The sequence below is a fragment of the Mycobacterium gastri genome (assembly GCF_002102175.1).
In the GTDB taxonomy this organism is placed as follows: Bacteria; Actinomycetota; Actinomycetes; order Mycobacteriales; family Mycobacteriaceae; genus Mycobacterium; species Mycobacterium gastri.
The window spans coordinates 12,318-27,410 of the sequence record NZ_LQOX01000130.1 but is presented as its reverse complement, the minus strand read 5'-3'; the positions used below and the strand labels follow the sequence as shown (position 1 = coordinate 27,410).

The window sequence follows — 15,093 nt, the reverse complement described above, 5'->3', positions numbered from 1 at the left end:
GTGTAATGCCTACCAAAACTGACCATGGCGATATCGGCGACGTGGAACCGGTGGCCGACAGCACCGCGAGCCAGGCTAGGAGGGTCGTCGCCGCATACGCCAACGACGCCGACGAGTGCCGCATTTTCTTGTCCATGCTCGGTATTGGGCCGGCGAAGCTCGAGAGCTAATGGCTTCCAGGGGATCCGCGGAGCCCACAACAACGGAAGTCTTCGGGGACTCGGACTTCGTAGTCGCCGCCAACCGACTGCCCGTGGACCAGGAGCGGCTTCCCGACGGCACCACCACCTGGAAGCGCAGCCCTGGCGGGCTGGTCACCGCGCTCGAGCCGCTACTGCGGCGACGGCGCGGGGCCTGGGTCGGCTGGCCCGGTGTTGCCGAAGCCGATGTCGAGGTGGTAGACGAGCCCATCCTCCAGGACGAGCTGCGGCTGCATCCGGTACGGCTGTCCGCCGACGACATCGCCGAGTATTACGAGGGGTTTTCCAACGCCACATTGTGGCCCCTCTACCACGACGTCATCGTCAAGCCGCTCTACCACCGCAAGTGGTGGGATCGGTATGTCGACGTCAACCGCCGCTTCGCCGAAGCCACCGCACGCGCGGCCGGTCGCGGCGGAACCGTCTGGGTTCAGGACTACCAGCTGCAACTGGTCCCGAAGATGCTGCGCACGATGCGGCCGGACCTGACCATCGGGTTCTTCTTGCACATCCCGTTTCCGCCGGTGGAGCTGTTCATGCAGCTGCCGTGGCGCACCGAGATCATCGAGGGCCTGCTCGGCTCCGACCTGGTGGGGTTCCACCTGGTCGGCGACGCCCAGAATTTCCTCTTTCTGGCCAGGCAGCTGCTCGACGCCGAAACGTCGCGCGGAGCTGTGGGCGTGCGGTCGCGGTTCGGCGCGGTCCAGCTCGAGTCACGCACGATTCGGGTGGGCGCCTTTCCCATCTCCATCGACTCCGGCGCGCTCGACCAGACCGCGCGCCATCGCGACATCAAGCGCCGGGCTCGCGAGATCCGCGCCGAACTCGGTAACCCCCGCAAGATCCTGCTCGGCGTGGACCGCCTCGACTACACCAAGGGCATCGACGTGCGGTTGAAGGCGTTCTACGAGCTACTGGCCGAGGGGCGGGCCAAACGCGACGACACGGTGTTGATCCAGCTGGCAACACCCAGCCGCGAACGGGTCGAGAGTTACCAGATACTGCGTAACGACATCGAACGCCAGGTCGGCCACATCAACGGCGAGTACGCCGAGGTCGGTCACCCGGTCGTGCACTACCTGCACCGTCCGGTGCCCCGCGACGAGCTGATCGCCTATTTCGTGGCCAGCGACGTCATGCTGGTCACCCCGCTGCGGGACGGGATGAACCTGGTGGCCAAGGAGTACGTCGCGTGCCGCAGCGATCTCGGCGGCGCCCTGGTCCTCAGTGAATTCACCGGAGCCGCCGCCGAACTGCGCCAGGCATACCTGGTCAACCCGCATGACCTCGAAGGGCTCAAGGACGCGATCGAAGCGGCGCTCAACCAGACCGACGAGGAGGGACGGCGCCGGATGCGCGCGCTGCGCCGCCAGGTGCTTGCCCATGACGTGGACCGCTGGGCACGGTCGTTCCTCGACGCGCTTGCCGAGGCGCGTCCGCAGAACCCGGGTTAACTGCGGGGCCGGGAGCGCAGCGGCAGCAGCCGATGGTCCCGGGTGAACACCAGCCGGACCAGCCCCAGGGCCACGACGACGGTGGTGGCCGCGACCGAGCCTAGGACCAGGAACATCACCACCGCCTGCACCAGGACGGCCTGCACCGGTGGCACCCCGGCGAGGATGAGTCCGGTCATGGCGCCGGGCAGGAACACCAGCCCGGTGGCTTTCGTGGTCTCGATCTGCGGCGAGATCGCCGACCGCAGCGCGATCCGCAGATAGGGAGCCGCGGCCTGGCGCGACGGCTGCCCCAGGGCCAGTCTGGCTTCCACCTCGTCACGTTTGTCGCGCAGCTCGTCGACCAGGCGCCGGGCTACCAGCACCATGGCGGTCATCGAGTTGCCGATCATCATCCCCGCAATCGGCACCAGGGTTCGGGCCTGTAGCGGAAAGACCCGCAGTCCGAATATCACCCCCAAGGTGACCGCGGCTGCCGCGGCGAACGCGGCGATGGCCAGCGGCGCCAGCCGCGGCACCTCGGGTGCCCGCCGGCGGGCGACGTCGCCGGCGTAGCCGATCATGCCGGCCGTCCAGGCCACCGACCACCACAGCGACCGGCCGGGCGCGAAGAGCAGCGTCAGCGCGCCCCCGACGAGCAGCAACTGGACCAGCGCGCGGGCGGCCGCCCACACCACCTGCCTTTCCAGGCCCAGCCGCTGCCACAGCGAGATCGCCGCCGCGAACACCACCAGGGCCAGCGATGTCGCCAGCCCGATCCAACCGACCTGGCCGGTCACGACGTCACCTGATCGTCGGCCTGACCGTGGGCCGGCTTGGAGGCCGGCTTGGAGACAGCGTCGACGAGTCCCACGCAGCGGCCCCGTTCGATGTGCAATATCCGGTCAGCGGCCCGCTCGGCTTGCGCGGGGTCATGAGTGACCCACAGGGCGGGAATGCCGTCGTCGGCCAGCCGGCGCACCGCACGCTCGATTACGCGGGCTGCTTCGGCGTCGACGGCCGAGGTGGGTTCGTCGAGCAGCAGCACCTGTGGGCGGGCCATCAGAGTGCGGGCCAGGCACATGCGCTGCGCCTCCCCGCCCGACAACGCGGTCGCGTCGCGATCCAACCATGACCCGGTGAGCGCCACCCGCGCCAGCGTGTCGCGCAGCTGCGGTTGCGACGCGGTCGGCTCGGCGGTCAGCAGGTTGTCGGCCACTGTGCCCGGAAACGGCGTCGGACGCTGGAAACACATGCCCACCCGGCGTCGCAACCACAACGGGTCGATGCTGGAGATGTCCTTGCCACAGAACAGCACTCGCCCGCTCGTCGGCACCTCCAGTCGGTTGCACAACCGCAGCAGGGTTGACTTGCCCGATCCCGACGGGCCGAACACCGCCGTCACCCCGTGCCCCGGAATGGCGGCGGTGAACCCGTCCAAGGCTCGCAACCGGTCGCGTTCGACGACGACGTCGGCGAATTCGAACACCGAAACGTCATCCACTGCCACGGCTAGGTCTGCTCTCGTGTGTAGGGGTCGGTCGCGGGCCCGGAATCTGGGGTACGCTCGCCCCGAAGACTATCGGAACACGATATCGGAGTCCGAGTTGGCAGCGGGATGTGCTGATCGGCGTGACTTTCTCAAGTGGAGCGGCCTGGGATTGCTGACCGCCACTGGCCTGGTGACCGCCTGCTCGCACAATCCGCCGGCCGGCAAGGCCGACCACATGCTGCGCATCGGCCAGAGCCAGGTGGAAGTCGCTCCCGGCAAACTCGTCTCAACCACCACCTACAACGGCCAGTTCCCCGGGCCGCTGCTCAGGTTCACCGAGGGCAAGCAGATCACCGTCGACGTCCACAATGACACCGGCACCCCACAACAGCTGCACTGGCACGGCCAGCACCTGCCGGTGGAGGTGGACGGCTCGGCCGAGGAAGGCACCCCGTTCATCGCCGCCCACGGCATGCGCCGGATCTCGTTGGTGCCCGGCCCGTCGGGGTTCCGCTTCTACCACAGCCACCTCAACCCGGGTGCCGATTTGACCGGCGGGCAATACGGCGGCCTGGTGGGGCCGGTCTACATCGAGCCGAAGAACGAGCCGGGCGCCTACGACCGCGAAGTGTTCCTGACGCTCAAGGAGTTTGAGCCCAGCCTGAGCCAGGGCGGTGACATGCCCGGCGGCTTCTTGGCCGGCGACGTGGTCGCCGAGCTCAAAGAGCAAGGCGAGCAAGCGATGAACGCCGCACTGGCCGCGGGCCTGCCGCATGGCTACGAAGTGGGCTACCAGGTTTTCACCGTCAACGGCCGCAGTCTCGGCCACGGCGAACCGATCCGGGTCAAGACCGGTGAACGGGTCCTGCTGCACGTCCTCAACGGCAGCGCCACCGAGAACCGCAGCCTTGCCCTGCCCGGACACGTCTTCACCGTCGTGGCCCTGGACGGCAACTCGGTGCCCAAACCCGTTGCGGTGCCGGTGTTGTGGCTGGGCGCCGGCGAACGCATCTCCGCGACCGTGGAAATGAACCACCCCGGCGTCTGGATACTCGGCGACCTCACCGACGAGGATCGCCAGGCGGGCATGGGCATGGTCGTCGAATACGCCGGCCGCACCGGCGATCCGCAGTGGGCGCCGCCGCCCGAGTTCGCTTGGGACTACCGGCTTTTCGCCGGCGGCGGCACTCCCCAGACGGCGGATCGGGTGATCGACCTGCTCATCGAGAAGCGCAACGCGGCCGCCAACGGGTTCAACATCTGGACCATCAACGGCGCCGCGTTCGCCATGGACACCAACCGACCGGTCCTCGACATCGTTGCCGGGCAGCGCTACCGGCTGCGGTTTCGCAACGCCACCGACGATATCCATCCGATGCATTTGCATCGGCATACCTTCGAAATCACCCATGTCGCAGGCACACCGACGGCCGGTGTCCACAAAGACGTGGCGATGCTGGGCGGTTATCAGATCATGGAGGTGGACTTCACCGCCGACCAACCGGGGCTGTCGCTGTTGCACTGCCACCAGCAAATTCACATGGACTTCGGTTTCATGGTGCTGCTGCGCTGCTCGTAAACCTGTCACTTGACCACTTGCCCGAAAGGGGTTGCCAATGCGGGAGTTTCAGCGGGCCGCGCTGCGCCTGCACATCCTGCATCACGCCGCCGAGGGAGAAGTCCATGGCGCGTGGCTGACCGGGGAACTGAGCCGGCATGGATACCAGGTCAGCCCCGGCACGCTGTATCCGACCCTGCACCGGCTGGAGGCCGACGGACTGCTGGTGTCGGAGCAACAGGTGGTCGCAGGCCGGGCGCGCCGCGTCTACCGGGCTACCGCGGCCGGCCGCGCGGCGCTGGCCGACGATCGCCGTGCCCTTCGAGAGCTGGCCCATGAAGTCCTCGGCACGCAGGAATGAGCGAGGCCTGAGCTACCAGCGCCGGCCGGCGTTGAGAAGCCATGGTGTTCCCGCCGAAACGCTGTGATACTCGATGCAGCGCCGCAGCGTGGTAGGCAAGAACAAGATCGAAGAAGATCAAGGAGAAGCGACGTGAACATCCGTCACGGACTGGCCGCCGGCGCGGGCATCGTCTCAGCCGTCGCGCTGGCGACCGCGCTGGAATCAGGCGAGGCGGCCCACGCCGTCGCGCCCCCGCCCGACGGTGCCTACTCCTTCAGCCAGGCCGGCGTGTCCGGGGTTACCTGGACCATCACCGCGCTGTGTGACCAGCCGTCGGGAACGCGCAACATGAACGACTACTCCGACCCGGTCACGTGGGCGTTCCAGTGTGCGCTCAATATCGCGAGCACGACGCCCCAACAGATCACCCGCGCCGACAAGCTGCAGAACTTCAGCGCCCGGGCTCGGCTGACCAGTGTGCTGTGGACCTTCCAGGTGAGCCAGGCAGAGGGTGTGTTGTGCCCGGACGGCAGCACCGCGCCGTCGACCGAAACCTATGCGTTCAGCGACGAGAACTTGAGCGGCACGCACACCACCTTGCATGGCGCGGTCTGCGGTTTGGCGCCGGACATGAAAAAGGAACCGTTCTCACTCCAGCTGGTGGGACCACCACCCAGCCCGATCGAACGGTACCCGTTGCGCTGCAACCAGATTGCCATCTGCTACTGACAGGCGACGGGCAGCAATAGCTGCGGGCGCGTCGTCGCCTTACGACAGGCGCCCGAGTGCCCTACCCGCAACTACACGGTGTGGTGTTGCTGACGCCAGTAGTCCGGATGTTCGGCCAGCCACCGACGCTCCACGCGTTGCACCCGGTGATGCTCGGCCATGATCAACAACCCGCCGGCCATCAGCAAACCCGCCACGGCCGATCCCAGCATCAGTAGCAACTCGCCGTGGTTGTAGGCCAGGGCCGCCACAATCCCGGCCATGCCGATCACTCCGAGTGCGATGAGGAACAGCCCCGGCAGCCACAATGTGTCGGTAAACGATTCACCGGCATGCGGTTGCGTAGTTCGGGAGTGCTCCACCGGATCGTGAAATGCACCCTTCATGGACGTCTCCCTTCTCCAAGAGACGCTTCTAGGGTACGCCTAGATTGTGCGCCAGGTCACAGAAAATTTCCCGGGTCGCGCAGCTGCGTCGGCTCCGGCCTCGATCCCTCGGGACCGGGCTCAGATCGGCGTGATGTAGGCGATCAGCCACTTGCCGTCGATGCGCTTGTAGTCCACCCGCAGCCGGCTGCCGTCGTAGAGCGGCTGGCGTGACTTGTCGGTCACGGTGCGGTTCATGTACACCATCACCGACGCCGAACTTCGTTGCACCGACATCACTCCCACGCCGACGACATTGGCCTGGACCACCACCTCGCGCTTCTTGGCCTCCGGGATGATCTGCGCGTTGGCGCTGCGCTTGAACTCCTGGCGATAGTCGGGCGTCAAGAGCGGGTAGGCGTCGCTGAGGCTGCGTTCGACCGTCTGGTAGTCGTAGGCGAACACCTTCGGTATCTGATCGGCGGCCACCTTCGGCAACTCCGCCCGCGCGGTCCGCTCGCCGGTGGTCTCCACCCGGTCCCAGTAGAGCCACCCGCCGGCCGCGGCCAGTCCCACGATCGCGGCGACCAGCAGGACGCCGGCAACGGCACCCAGCGCACGCCACACGCGCCGCAGTCGCATCAGTTGCCCCCGTCGGGATACTTCAGGTCGTAGCCGGTCATCCGTCCGGTCTCGTCCTCGTGCACGATGACCCGTAACCGGTAGGGCATGGACGGTTTGTTGACACCGTCGATGTCGGCAACCGTGACCCGCACCGAAACCAGCACCGAAGCGTTGTCGCTGACGGTGTCGATGCCTTCCAGGGCGGCACCGTTGATGACGGCCTCGGACGTGGCGTTGGTGGCGCGGAACAGGCCTTTGAGGTTGTCGACGTTGTTGTTGGCGCTGAGCATGCCGCGCAGCGGACCGCTGGTGCTGTTGACGAATCGGTTGACGGCCTCGTCGATGGTGTTCGGCGTGTAGCTGAACATGTTGACCACCAGCTGCGTGGCGGTGTCGACGAAGCGTCGCTGCCGGGCCTGCTCGGCGTCGGCGTCCCGATGCTGACCGACCAGGGCCAGCACCCCCCAGCTCAGCGCGGCGACGATCACCACCGCGGCGCCCAGCGAGATCCAGGCCACCAGCCTGCCGCGGGCCCGACGCCGGGGCGGCGGCCGGACCGCCGACCGGGCCTTGACCGGCGTGACCGGCTTGACCGGCTTGGCCGGCCGCTTCGGCTCCGCCGTGGACGTGACCTTGACGGGGGCGTCGGCTGCTTCACCGTCGCTCGATGCCGCCTTTGCCGGACCCGCCGCGCGAGACGCCCGCCGACGCACCCGCTGCGCCCCCGGCTGCTGTGGTGCCACTACATAGCCTTCGGAGCAAGCATGAGGTCCACCCAATTTTCCGCGCTGGATGCGCCGCTGATGCCGGGCGCGAAGATACCGGTGCCGCCCGCCGGGTCCTTGAAGACTCCGGTGCTCTGGTCATAGGTGGTGTAAGCCTGCCCGCTGGCTTGCGGTTCGGGTCCGGTGCCCACCGGCGGGGGCGGCGGCGGCAGCGTCTTCGGATACGGAAGCAGCGGTGGTTGCGGCGGGTAATCCGGGGGCATCCACGACGTGAAGGGCGGCGGCGGGCCGTTGTCGTTGGGCGGCGGCGCCGGCTGCGCCGGCTGGTGCGGCGCCGGTCCGGGACCGGGAACCACGCCCGGTGGCGGCGGCCCGGCGATCGGCGTGCCCGGGTCCGGATCAGCGTCCGGCGGGATGTAGGGAAACTTGTTGGGCGGCAACACGTTCAGCCCATTGGTCACCGGTGTGTCGTACGGGACCGGCGGCCCGCGCCACGGGTTGCGGCCGAGCGGCACGTAGCCCTTCGGGTCGCGGCACAACTGGATCGTCGGTGCCCGCTTGCCGGGAAACTCCTGGCACGGGTAGTTCCGGGCGCCGCGGACCGTGCTCGGGTCGTTCTGGGCGGTCTTGCAGTACATGTCTGTCGGGATTTCCCGCAGCCCCTCGTCGGCGGGCGAGCGGATCAACGGCGGCGGGATGAAGCCGACGCTGCACGGCGGCGGGTCGTTCAGGTCGATCTTGAAGTCCAGCTTGGCGCCCTCGTCCTGGGGCACCCCACCGGCGGCGGTGGTGAGCGCGGCGAACAGCGCCGGCAGCACCACCAGAAGCTGCTCGATCGACTTGTGATAGATCACACCCACCCGGCCCAGGTTGGCCAGGCTGGCCGCCAGCGCAGGGAAGGAGGGCCGGATACCGGAGAACGCCGTGTTGGCCTCGTCGATCGCGTCCGGAGCGGTGGCCAGGGTGTCACGCAGCCGCGGGTCGGCCGCACGGAGTTCAGCGGTGAACCGCGCCAGCCCGTCGGCCAGCGACTTGATGTCAGCGCCGGCGCGGACTTGAGCCTGCAGAAACGGACCGGCCTGATCGATCAGCTGCGAGACCTGCGGGTAGTTGGTGTTGGCCTCGTCCACCAGCAACCGTGCCGATTCCACCAGCCGGGCCAGCTCCGGACCGGTGCCGTTGGTCGCGGTGAACGCCTCGTGCAGCAATTCCCGCAGCCGCGTGTCACCGAGACTGTTGACCAGCACCTCGGCCTTGTGCAGCAGATCGGCGACGTCTTGGCCGATCCTGGTGTTCTTGCGCTCGATCTTGGACCCGTTGCGCAGCGTGGCCGGCGACGGGTTGGCGGGCGGCACCAGGTCGACGTACTGCTCGCCGATGGCCGACACGCTCTTCACGGTGGCGGTGACGTTCGACGGAACGGGCGTGCCGCTGTTCAGCCGCATTGCGGCGGTGACGCCGGACGGATTCAGCTCGACCGACTCCACCCGCCCCACTTCCACACCGCGGTAGGTGACGTTGGCGTTCTTGTACAACCCGCCGCCGGCGACGAAATCGGCGCTGACACCGTAGGTTCCGAGGCCGAACGTGGCCGGCAACCGCAGGTAGAAGACACCCATCACCACCAGGGTGATGACGGTGATCACCCCGAAGACGGCCAGCTGGATCCTGGTGAGCCGGTCGATCATCTGCCCGTCCTCACTGTCCTGCCGCCGTGCCGGGCGGAATCTTGAACGGGTCGGCCGCCTGTCCGGACAGGTTCGCCATTTCCCCGGTCAAGAAGTCGGGCGGGTTGATGACCTCGTCCAGGTGCGCCATGTTCGGGTCGAGGGCATACGACGTGGTGAAGAACGTCTCACCGATTCGGCGCAGGGTCAGGTCGAAGGTGGTGAACACGTTGAGATAGTCGCCTCGCACCGCCTGCTTGATGCCGAAGTTGGGGAACGGGAAGGTCAGCAGCAGCTGCTGCGAAGTGACGAACTCCTTACGGTTGTCGTTGATCGCCTTCACGACCGAGTACAGGTCTTTCAGGTCTGCGGCGAAGTCGGTCTTGGTCTTGGACAGCACGTGCGAGGTGACCATGGCCAGCTTTTTCAGCGCGGCGAACGCCTCGACGATGCTGGCGCGGTTCTTGTTGAGCACCCGAAGCGCGTCGGGCAGGGTGTCCAGCGCCCGGCCCAGGTTGTCCTTGTCCCGCGCCAGGATGGCCGCGAATCGGTTCAGCCCGTCGACCGCGTTGATGATGTCGTTGACCTGCTTGTTGAGTCCGGCCGTCAACTCCGCAAGCCCGGGGATCAGATCTTTGAACTGGCCCGCCCGTCCCGCCACGGCTTGAAAGGTCTCATCGGTGATCTCCTCCAGCGCACCGACATTGCCCTTGTTGACCACCACCCCGAGCGCGGAGAACACCTCCTCGGTGGTGGGCGCGCGGCCGGTGCGCGACTCCGGAATGGGCGGGCAGTCAGGGTCGCTCAACTTGCCGGTCGGTTGGTCGTCCGGACGCGCCAGGTCGATGTGCATCGAACCCAGCAGCGACGTCTGGGCGACCTTGGCGGTCGAGTTGCACGGCAGCACTACCTGCTTGTCCAGCGCCAATTTCACTGCGGCATAAAAGGACCCGTCGGGCCGCTGCATGGCTTCGATGCCGGCGACACTGCCGACGGTGACGTCGTCGACCATCACCGGTGAGTTCTGCGGCAGCGTGGCCACGTCGGGCAGCTCGGCGGTGATCGTGTATGCGCCGTCGCCGTGACCGGCGGTCCCGGGCAACGGAAGCGAGTTCAGCCCGCCGTACTGACAACCGGCGAGCAGCGTGCTGCCCGCTGCAAACACACCGGCGCGCAACATGATTCGTCTCATTGGCCGGCCCCCTGCTCGGCAGGAAGCGGTGCCGCGGGCGCCGGGGAGGCAGCCGGAGCAGGCGGTGGCCCCGGCAGCGGGCCGTACCCGGGCGGGGGGCCCGGCGCTTGCGGAACAAGCAGGCTCTGCAGGTCCGTGCTGTTGCCCGGCGCGGGCTGTGTCACCGGCTTGGCCGGAATCCAGGTCAACTCCGGAACCGGCGTCTCGGCCTTGGCCTGGGTGGCCGGGGTGTCGTAGATGACCTGGCCTTTGTAGGCCGTGATCGTGTTGAGCGGGTGGAACATGATCGGCGGATAGTTCGCCGTTAGCCGGCGCAGCACCGGGCCCAAGCGCTCCCGGCACAATTCGGCGCGCCGGTAGTAGTCGGGTCCCGAAGTTCCCGCAGGGGTGTCGAAGGAGCCGCCGCAGATGAATTGCACGGGGTTGGCGAAGTTGGGTATCGACAGCAGACCGTTCAGGGTGCCCTGCGCGGGGTCGTAGATGTTGTAGAAGTTGGCGATACCGGGACCCGCCACGTGCAACACCTGCTCGAGGTTGTCGCTCTGGTTACTCAAGGTCTGGGTGAGGTCGCCCAGCTGGCTGACCGTTTCGATCAGCGTCGAGTTGTTCTCGTGCAGAAAGCCCCGGATATCGGAGAGCGCCTGATTGAGCGTGCCCAGGGTGTGGTCGAGGTTGCGTGAGCTGTCGGCGAGCACCTGTGACACCGAGGCCACGTGCCCGGCGAACTGCACGATCTGTTCGTTGCTCTGCGACAGCGCGTCGACCAGCACCTGCAGGTTCTTGACCGTGCTGAAAATGTCGCTGCGCGAATCCCCCAGGCGCCCGGCCACTTGCGAAAGCTCTTGCAGCGCCTTGTGAAACGAGTCCCCGTTGCCGTCGAGGGTGCTTGCGGCCTGGTCGATCGCCGCGCCCAGCGGCCCCTGCAGCTCGCCCGCCGCCGGACTGAGCGTGACCGACAGTTGGGTCAATGCTTCCTTGACCTCGTCCCACTCCACCGGGACCGCGGTGCGGGACAGCTCGATGCTGGCGCCGTCGGGCAGCACCGCGCCGCCGGTGTATGCGGGAGTGAGCTGAATGAACCGCGCCGCCACCAGGTTTGGCGACATGATGACGGCCTGGGCGTCGCGGGGAATCTTGACGCCATCGGACACCGACATGGTGATCTTGACGTCGGACGGCCGCGGCTCGATCGTGTCCACGGTCCCGACCGGAACTCCGAGGATGCGGACCTCGTCGCCGGGGTAGAGCCCGACGGCGGAGGTGAAGTACGCGACGATCTTGCGGCCGTTGCCGCCCATCGAAGCCAGCACGTAGACACCGCCCACCAGCACCGCGACCAACGCGATGATGGTTGCGGTCCGTACTCCCCGGCGGCCGAAACGTCGCTGCATGGCGGTCGTCATGGTGACTTCGGCCTGATGACCCAGCGTTCCTGGATGAGCCCGCGCAGATAGTCGGCGAAGCTGTCCGGCAGTTTGCCGGGCTGGTAGACCATATCGAACACCATGGCCATCAGCGGCGCCGGAATCGCACTGAAGACGTTGACGTTGAATCCCGGTCCGGATCCGACGACCTCGCCCAGCGTGGTCGCGTAGGCGGGCAGCCGCTTGAGGGCTTCGGTGATGTAGTCGCGGCGCTCGTTGAGGTTGCTCAGCACCTGGTTGAGCTTGCCCAGCGCCGGGCCGAACTCTCGGCGGTTGTCGGCGACGAAGCCGGAAATCTGCGCCGAGACGTCGTCGATGCCGGAGATGAGCGCGCCCAGCGCGGCACGGCGCTCGTCGAGCGCGGCGAACAGCTGGTTGCCGTCATCGATCAGCTTTTTGACCTGCGCGGCCCGCTGCGACAACACCCCGGTCACCGTCTTGGCGTGCGCCAGCAGGCCCTGCAGCGCTTCGTCGCGACTGTTCAGGGTGCGCGACAGCGACGTCACGCCGTCCAGCGCACCGCGCAGCTGCGGCGTGGCGTCATGCAGCGACTCGGTGAGCACCTTCAACGCCTGCTCGAACTGGGGCTTGTTCAGGTTGTTGGCGTTGCGGCCCAGGTCCTCGAGAGCGCCGTTGAGTGTGTAGGGCGTGGTGGTGCGGCTCAGCGGAATCGTGGTGGCCTGCCCGCTGCCGGCCGGGGTCACCGAGATGGACCGCTCGCCCAGGATGGTGTCGGTCCGGATCGCGGCCAGCGACTGGTCGCCGACGACGACCTTGCGGTCCACGCTGAAGGTGATCTTGGCGCTGTCACCGGCCAGGCTCACCTCCGAGACCTTGCCCACCTTGAAACCCGAGACGTAGACGGCGTTACCGGGCGTAATGCCGCCCGCATCGGTGAAGTAGGCGTCGTAGGTCTTGCCCTGGGGAATGAAGGGCAGCCCGGCGTAGCCGAATGCGATCAGCACGACGCAGACCACCAGCACCACGCCGAAGATGCCGGTGCGCAGCGGATCGCGATCGCGTTTACTGCTTGGCTTCTCGTTATTTGGCTCGTTATTTTGCTTCTCGTTATTTGGCTCGTTATTTTGCAAAGGCGCACCTTCCCTTGCTGGGATCCGGCTGGCCGCCCATCGGGATCAGGATGTCGCTGCCGGCCGGACCGTTGATCTTGATCGTCACGGTGCAGAAGTAGATGTTGAAGAACGCCCCGTAGGAACCGAGCGCGGCCAACCGCAGGTAGTCCTCGCCCAGCTGCTCGATGTCGTTGTTGATCTCGGCCTTGCGGTCGTCGAGCTCGGTGGCCAGCGGCCGGGTGTTTTCCAGGATGCCCTGCAACGGCCGACGCGAATTTCTCAACAGGTCGGTGAGATCGGTCGTCGTCGAGGCCAGCGGCGGGATCGCGCCGGCAACCGCGTCCTTGTTGTTAGCCAGCCCGGTGATCAGCTGTTGCAGCTGGTCGACACTGGCGGAGAACTGCGCGCTCCTCTGGTCGACGGTCGCCAGCACCGCGTTGAGGTTGGTGATCGCGTCGCCGATCAGCTGGTCGCGTCGGCCCAGAGCCGTCGAAAATGCGCTGGTTTCGGCGAGCACGTCGGACAATGCGCCGCCCTGGCCCTGCAGCAACTCGATGACCGCGCTGGTGATCGTGTTGACCTTGTCCGCGTCGAAGCCCTTGAGCACTGGCCGTAGCCCGCCCAGCAGCGCATCGAGGTCCAGCGCCGGTTGGGTGTGCTGGGCGTTGATGGTGCCGCCCGGCGGCAGCTTGCGCAGTTCTCCGGGGCCGGAGGTGATCTCCAGGTACCGGTCGCCGACCAGGTTTTCGTACCGGATCACCGCACGCGTGGACGAGTACAGCGTGTAGCTCCGGTCAACCGCGAATGCCACGTCGGCGGTGTTATCCGGGTTGAGCTTGACTGCCTTGACCGAGCCGACCGGCACCCCCGCGATGCGCACCTTCTGGCCGGACTTCAACCGCGACGCGTTGGTGAAGGTGGCGTGGTAGACGTTGGTGGGGCCGAACCGGAAGTCGCCGAACACCACCACCAGCGCCGCGGCCACCAGCAACATGGCCAGTGCGAAGATGCTGACTTTGATCACCATCGAGCGACGCGACGGCATCCCCCCGCCCGCCATCAGAAGTCGTCCCGTTCCGCGAAGGCGCCGTGGAACAAGAACTGTAACGTCGACGGCGCGTCAACCTGTACCTCGGTGAACGGCTCGTACGGGATGTAGGCGTTGTCGGTGACCAGGAACGGCGCGCGGTAGAACGACCCGCCGTTCTGCTTGGTCGGGATGTCGGGCAACGCGCGGCAGTTCGGCCCGCCGGAGCCGTTGACGATCGGCAGGCTCTCCGGGTAGGTGTAGCTCGGCGCGCCCAGCACGAAGTTCGACGAGGTGAACAGGCCCGCCTTGCGGACCCCGATCAGCGGGGCGAACTCCTTGATACCGCGGCCGATTCCCTTGAACAGACAGCCGAATTCCGGCGAGTAGTCGGCAGCCACCTTCAGCGGGGCCCGCAACCGGTTGATGGCGTCGATGAAGTTCTGCTCGGCGGGCTCGAGCGTCTCGTAGGCGTTGTTGGCCAGGCCGATGGTGGCCAGCAGCGTGGTGTTGAGGTTGTTCTGCTGGTCGACGAGGGTCTTATTGATCGTCGGCAGGCTATCGAACACGGTGTTGAGGTCGGGGGCGGCGTCGGCGTAGACGTTGGTCACGATGCCCGCCTTGCGGAAATCCTCCTGCAGCGCGAGAAGCTTCGGATTTGCTTGGCGCGTCAGCGTATTCAGCCCGGCCAGCAGCGCGCCCAGGTCGTCGCCGTGGCCGCGCAGGCCTTCGGACAGCGCGCTCAGCGTTCCGTTCGTTTCGACCGGGTCGATCTTGTGCAGCAGGTCGATGAGTGACTGGAACAGCGTGTTGACCTCCAGCTGCACCTGGGGTGCCTCGACATGCGCATTGGGCCGCAGCGGCGTGGGCGACGGCGCCGTCTTGGGCGGTTCGAACTCCACCGACTTGGCGCCGAAGATGGTGTTGCCGGCGATGTGCACCGTCGCGTTGGACGGGATGAAGTGCATCTCGCCACTTCTGATGGCCAGCTTCAGCCGGGCCTGGTCGCCGCTGTAGGTGATGTCCTCGACGGTGCCGACCTGGACCCCGCGGAACTTGACCTTGGCGCCCTCCTCCATCACCAGCCCGGCCCGCGGCGCGGAGACGGTGACGGTGTCTGTCGAGGTAAAGGCCGCGGTGTAGGACAGGTAGGTCACAACGGCCGACGCCACCAGCAGGCCGGACAGCAGTGCCGCCGCGACCCGCGCCGCGGTGCGTCGAGATCCGTCTGCTGCCATGGT

At 67.0% G+C, this 15,093-nt stretch carries 16 protein-coding genes; 5 read left to right on the top strand and 11 right to left on the bottom strand.

Going from position 1 to position 15,093, the window contains the following annotated elements:
- Positions 1-5 precede the first annotated feature (5 nt).
- Both AWC07_RS27135 and AWC07_RS21100 read left to right on the top strand, forming a co-directional pair.
- The gene (locus tag AWC07_RS27135; RefSeq protein WP_023368290.1) at positions 6-170 is read left to right on the top strand and encodes a hypothetical protein; all 165 of its coding nucleotides are present in this window, start codon (positions 6-8) and stop codon (positions 168-170) included.
- Entirely contained in the window at positions 170-1,654 is a 1,485-nt protein-coding gene (locus tag AWC07_RS21100; protein WP_036415685.1) for an alpha,alpha-trehalose-phosphate synthase (UDP-forming), read from the top strand. The genes AWC07_RS27135 and AWC07_RS21100 overlap by 1 nt, the downstream gene beginning before the upstream one ends.
- Here AWC07_RS21100 and AWC07_RS21095 read toward each other — a convergent pair.
- Entirely contained in the window at positions 1,651-2,433 is a 783-nt protein-coding gene (locus AWC07_RS21095; RefSeq protein ID WP_036415683.1) for an ABC transporter permease, read from the bottom strand. The genes AWC07_RS21100 and AWC07_RS21095 overlap by 4 nt on opposite strands.
- Positions 2,430-3,137: an ABC transporter ATP-binding protein gene (locus tag AWC07_RS21090; protein ID WP_051508089.1), complete on the bottom strand. Its 708-nt coding sequence runs from the start codon at positions 3,135-3,137 to the stop codon at positions 2,430-2,432. The genes AWC07_RS21095 and AWC07_RS21090 overlap by 4 nt, the downstream gene beginning before the upstream one ends.
- A gap of 103 nt (positions 3,138-3,240) precedes the next feature.
- Between AWC07_RS21090 and AWC07_RS21085 the strand changes: the two genes are divergently transcribed.
- The 3 genes from AWC07_RS21085 to AWC07_RS21075 all read left to right on the top strand — a co-directional run bounded on the left by AWC07_RS21085 (position 3,241) and on the right by AWC07_RS21075 (position 5,755).
- Entirely contained in the window at positions 3,241-4,704 is a 1,464-nt protein-coding gene (locus AWC07_RS21085; protein WP_036415681.1) for a multicopper oxidase family protein, read from the top strand.
- Between the two features lie 37 nt (positions 4,705-4,741).
- Positions 4,742-5,044 (top strand): Rv3488 family transcriptional regulator, encoded by a 303-nt coding sequence (locus AWC07_RS21080; RefSeq protein ID WP_036415678.1) that lies wholly within the window; start codon positions 4,742-4,744, stop codon positions 5,042-5,044.
- A 132-nt stretch (positions 5,045-5,176) separates the two neighbouring features.
- On the top strand, positions 5,177-5,755 hold the full coding sequence (locus AWC07_RS21075; protein ID WP_036415676.1) for a hypothetical protein: 579 nt from the start codon (positions 5,177-5,179) through the stop codon (positions 5,753-5,755).
- Positions 5,756-5,826: 71 nt separating this feature from the next.
- Here AWC07_RS21075 and usfY read toward each other — a convergent pair whose 3' ends face one another.
- The 9 genes from usfY to AWC07_RS21030 all read right to left on the bottom strand — a co-directional run bounded on the left by usfY (position 5,827) and on the right by AWC07_RS21030 (position 15,090).
- Positions 5,827-6,141, bottom strand: coding sequence for a protein UsfY (usfY, locus tag AWC07_RS21070; RefSeq protein ID WP_036415674.1), 315 nt, complete (start codon positions 6,139-6,141; stop codon positions 5,827-5,829).
- A gap of 120 nt (positions 6,142-6,261) precedes the next feature.
- Positions 6,262-6,762 carry a mammalian cell entry protein gene (locus AWC07_RS21065; protein ID WP_036415672.1) on the bottom strand — a complete coding sequence of 167 codons (501 nt, stop codon included), beginning with the start codon at positions 6,760-6,762 and terminating at the stop codon, positions 6,262-6,264.
- A complete protein-coding gene (locus AWC07_RS21060; protein WP_036415670.1) occupies positions 6,762-7,487 on the bottom strand; it encodes a hypothetical protein in 726 nt (241 codons plus the stop codon). Before AWC07_RS21060 ends, AWC07_RS21065 begins: the two co-directional genes overlap by 1 nt.
- A complete protein-coding gene (locus tag AWC07_RS21055; RefSeq protein ID WP_036415668.1) occupies positions 7,487-9,157 on the bottom strand; it encodes a virulence factor Mce family protein in 1,671 nt (556 codons plus the stop codon). Before AWC07_RS21055 ends, AWC07_RS21060 begins: the two co-directional genes overlap by 1 nt.
- A 10-nt stretch (positions 9,158-9,167) precedes the next feature.
- Positions 9,168-10,328 (bottom strand): virulence factor Mce family protein, encoded by a 1,161-nt coding sequence (locus tag AWC07_RS21050; RefSeq protein ID WP_036415665.1) that lies wholly within the window; start codon positions 10,326-10,328, stop codon positions 9,168-9,170.
- Positions 10,325-11,731 carry a virulence factor Mce family protein gene (locus AWC07_RS21045; protein ID WP_036415663.1) on the bottom strand — a complete coding sequence of 469 codons (1,407 nt, stop codon included), beginning with the start codon at positions 11,729-11,731 and terminating at the stop codon, positions 10,325-10,327. The genes AWC07_RS21050 and AWC07_RS21045 overlap by 4 nt, the downstream gene beginning before the upstream one ends.
- Positions 11,728-12,843: a virulence factor Mce family protein gene (locus AWC07_RS21040; protein ID WP_139829812.1), complete on the bottom strand. Its 1,116-nt coding sequence runs from the start codon at positions 12,841-12,843 to the stop codon at positions 11,728-11,730. The genes AWC07_RS21045 and AWC07_RS21040 overlap by 4 nt, the downstream gene beginning before the upstream one ends.
- Complete coding sequence (locus tag AWC07_RS21035) at positions 12,833-13,885, bottom strand: MCE family protein (protein WP_036416737.1); 1,053 nt, start codon at positions 13,883-13,885, stop codon at positions 12,833-12,835. The genes AWC07_RS21040 and AWC07_RS21035 overlap by 11 nt, the downstream gene beginning before the upstream one ends.
- Positions 13,885-15,090, bottom strand: a complete 1,206-nt coding sequence (locus AWC07_RS21030) for a virulence factor Mce family protein (RefSeq protein WP_036416734.1) — start codon at positions 15,088-15,090, stop codon at positions 13,885-13,887. Before AWC07_RS21030 ends, AWC07_RS21035 begins: the two co-directional genes overlap by 1 nt.
- Positions 15,091-15,093 lie beyond the last annotated feature (3 nt).

Bases quoted from the DNA above. Each gene is read 5' to 3' on its own strand.
- AWC07_RS21045 (WP_036415663.1), bottom strand. From the start codon at position 11,731: ATGACGACCGCCATGCAGCGACGTTTCGGCCGCCGGGGAGTACGGACC.
- AWC07_RS21065 (WP_036415672.1), bottom strand. From the start codon at position 6,762: ATGCGACTGCGGCGCGTGTGGCGTGCGCTGGGTGCCGTTGCCGGCGTC.
- AWC07_RS21055 (WP_036415668.1), bottom strand. From the start codon at position 9,157: ATGATCGACCGGCTCACCAGGATCCAGCTGGCCGTCTTCGGGGTGATC.
- AWC07_RS21050 (WP_036415665.1), bottom strand. From the start codon at position 10,328: ATGAGACGAATCATGTTGCGCGCCGGTGTGTTTGCAGCGGGCAGCACG.
- AWC07_RS21035 (WP_036416737.1), bottom strand. From the start codon at position 13,885: ATGGCGGGCGGGGGGATGCCGTCGCGTCGCTCGATGGTGATCAAAGTC.
- AWC07_RS21100 (WP_036415685.1), top strand. From the start codon at position 170: ATGGCTTCCAGGGGATCCGCGGAGCCCACAACAACGGAAGTCTTCGGG.
- AWC07_RS21080 (WP_036415678.1), top strand. From the start codon at position 4,742: ATGCGGGAGTTTCAGCGGGCCGCGCTGCGCCTGCACATCCTGCATCAC.
- AWC07_RS21030 (WP_036416734.1), bottom strand. From the start codon at position 15,090: ATGGCAGCAGACGGATCTCGACGCACCGCGGCGCGGGTCGCGGCGGCA.
- AWC07_RS27135 (WP_023368290.1), top strand. From the start codon at position 6: ATGCCTACCAAAACTGACCATGGCGATATCGGCGACGTGGAACCGGTG.
- usfY (WP_036415674.1), bottom strand. From the start codon at position 6,141: ATGAAGGGTGCATTTCACGATCCGGTGGAGCACTCCCGAACTACGCAA.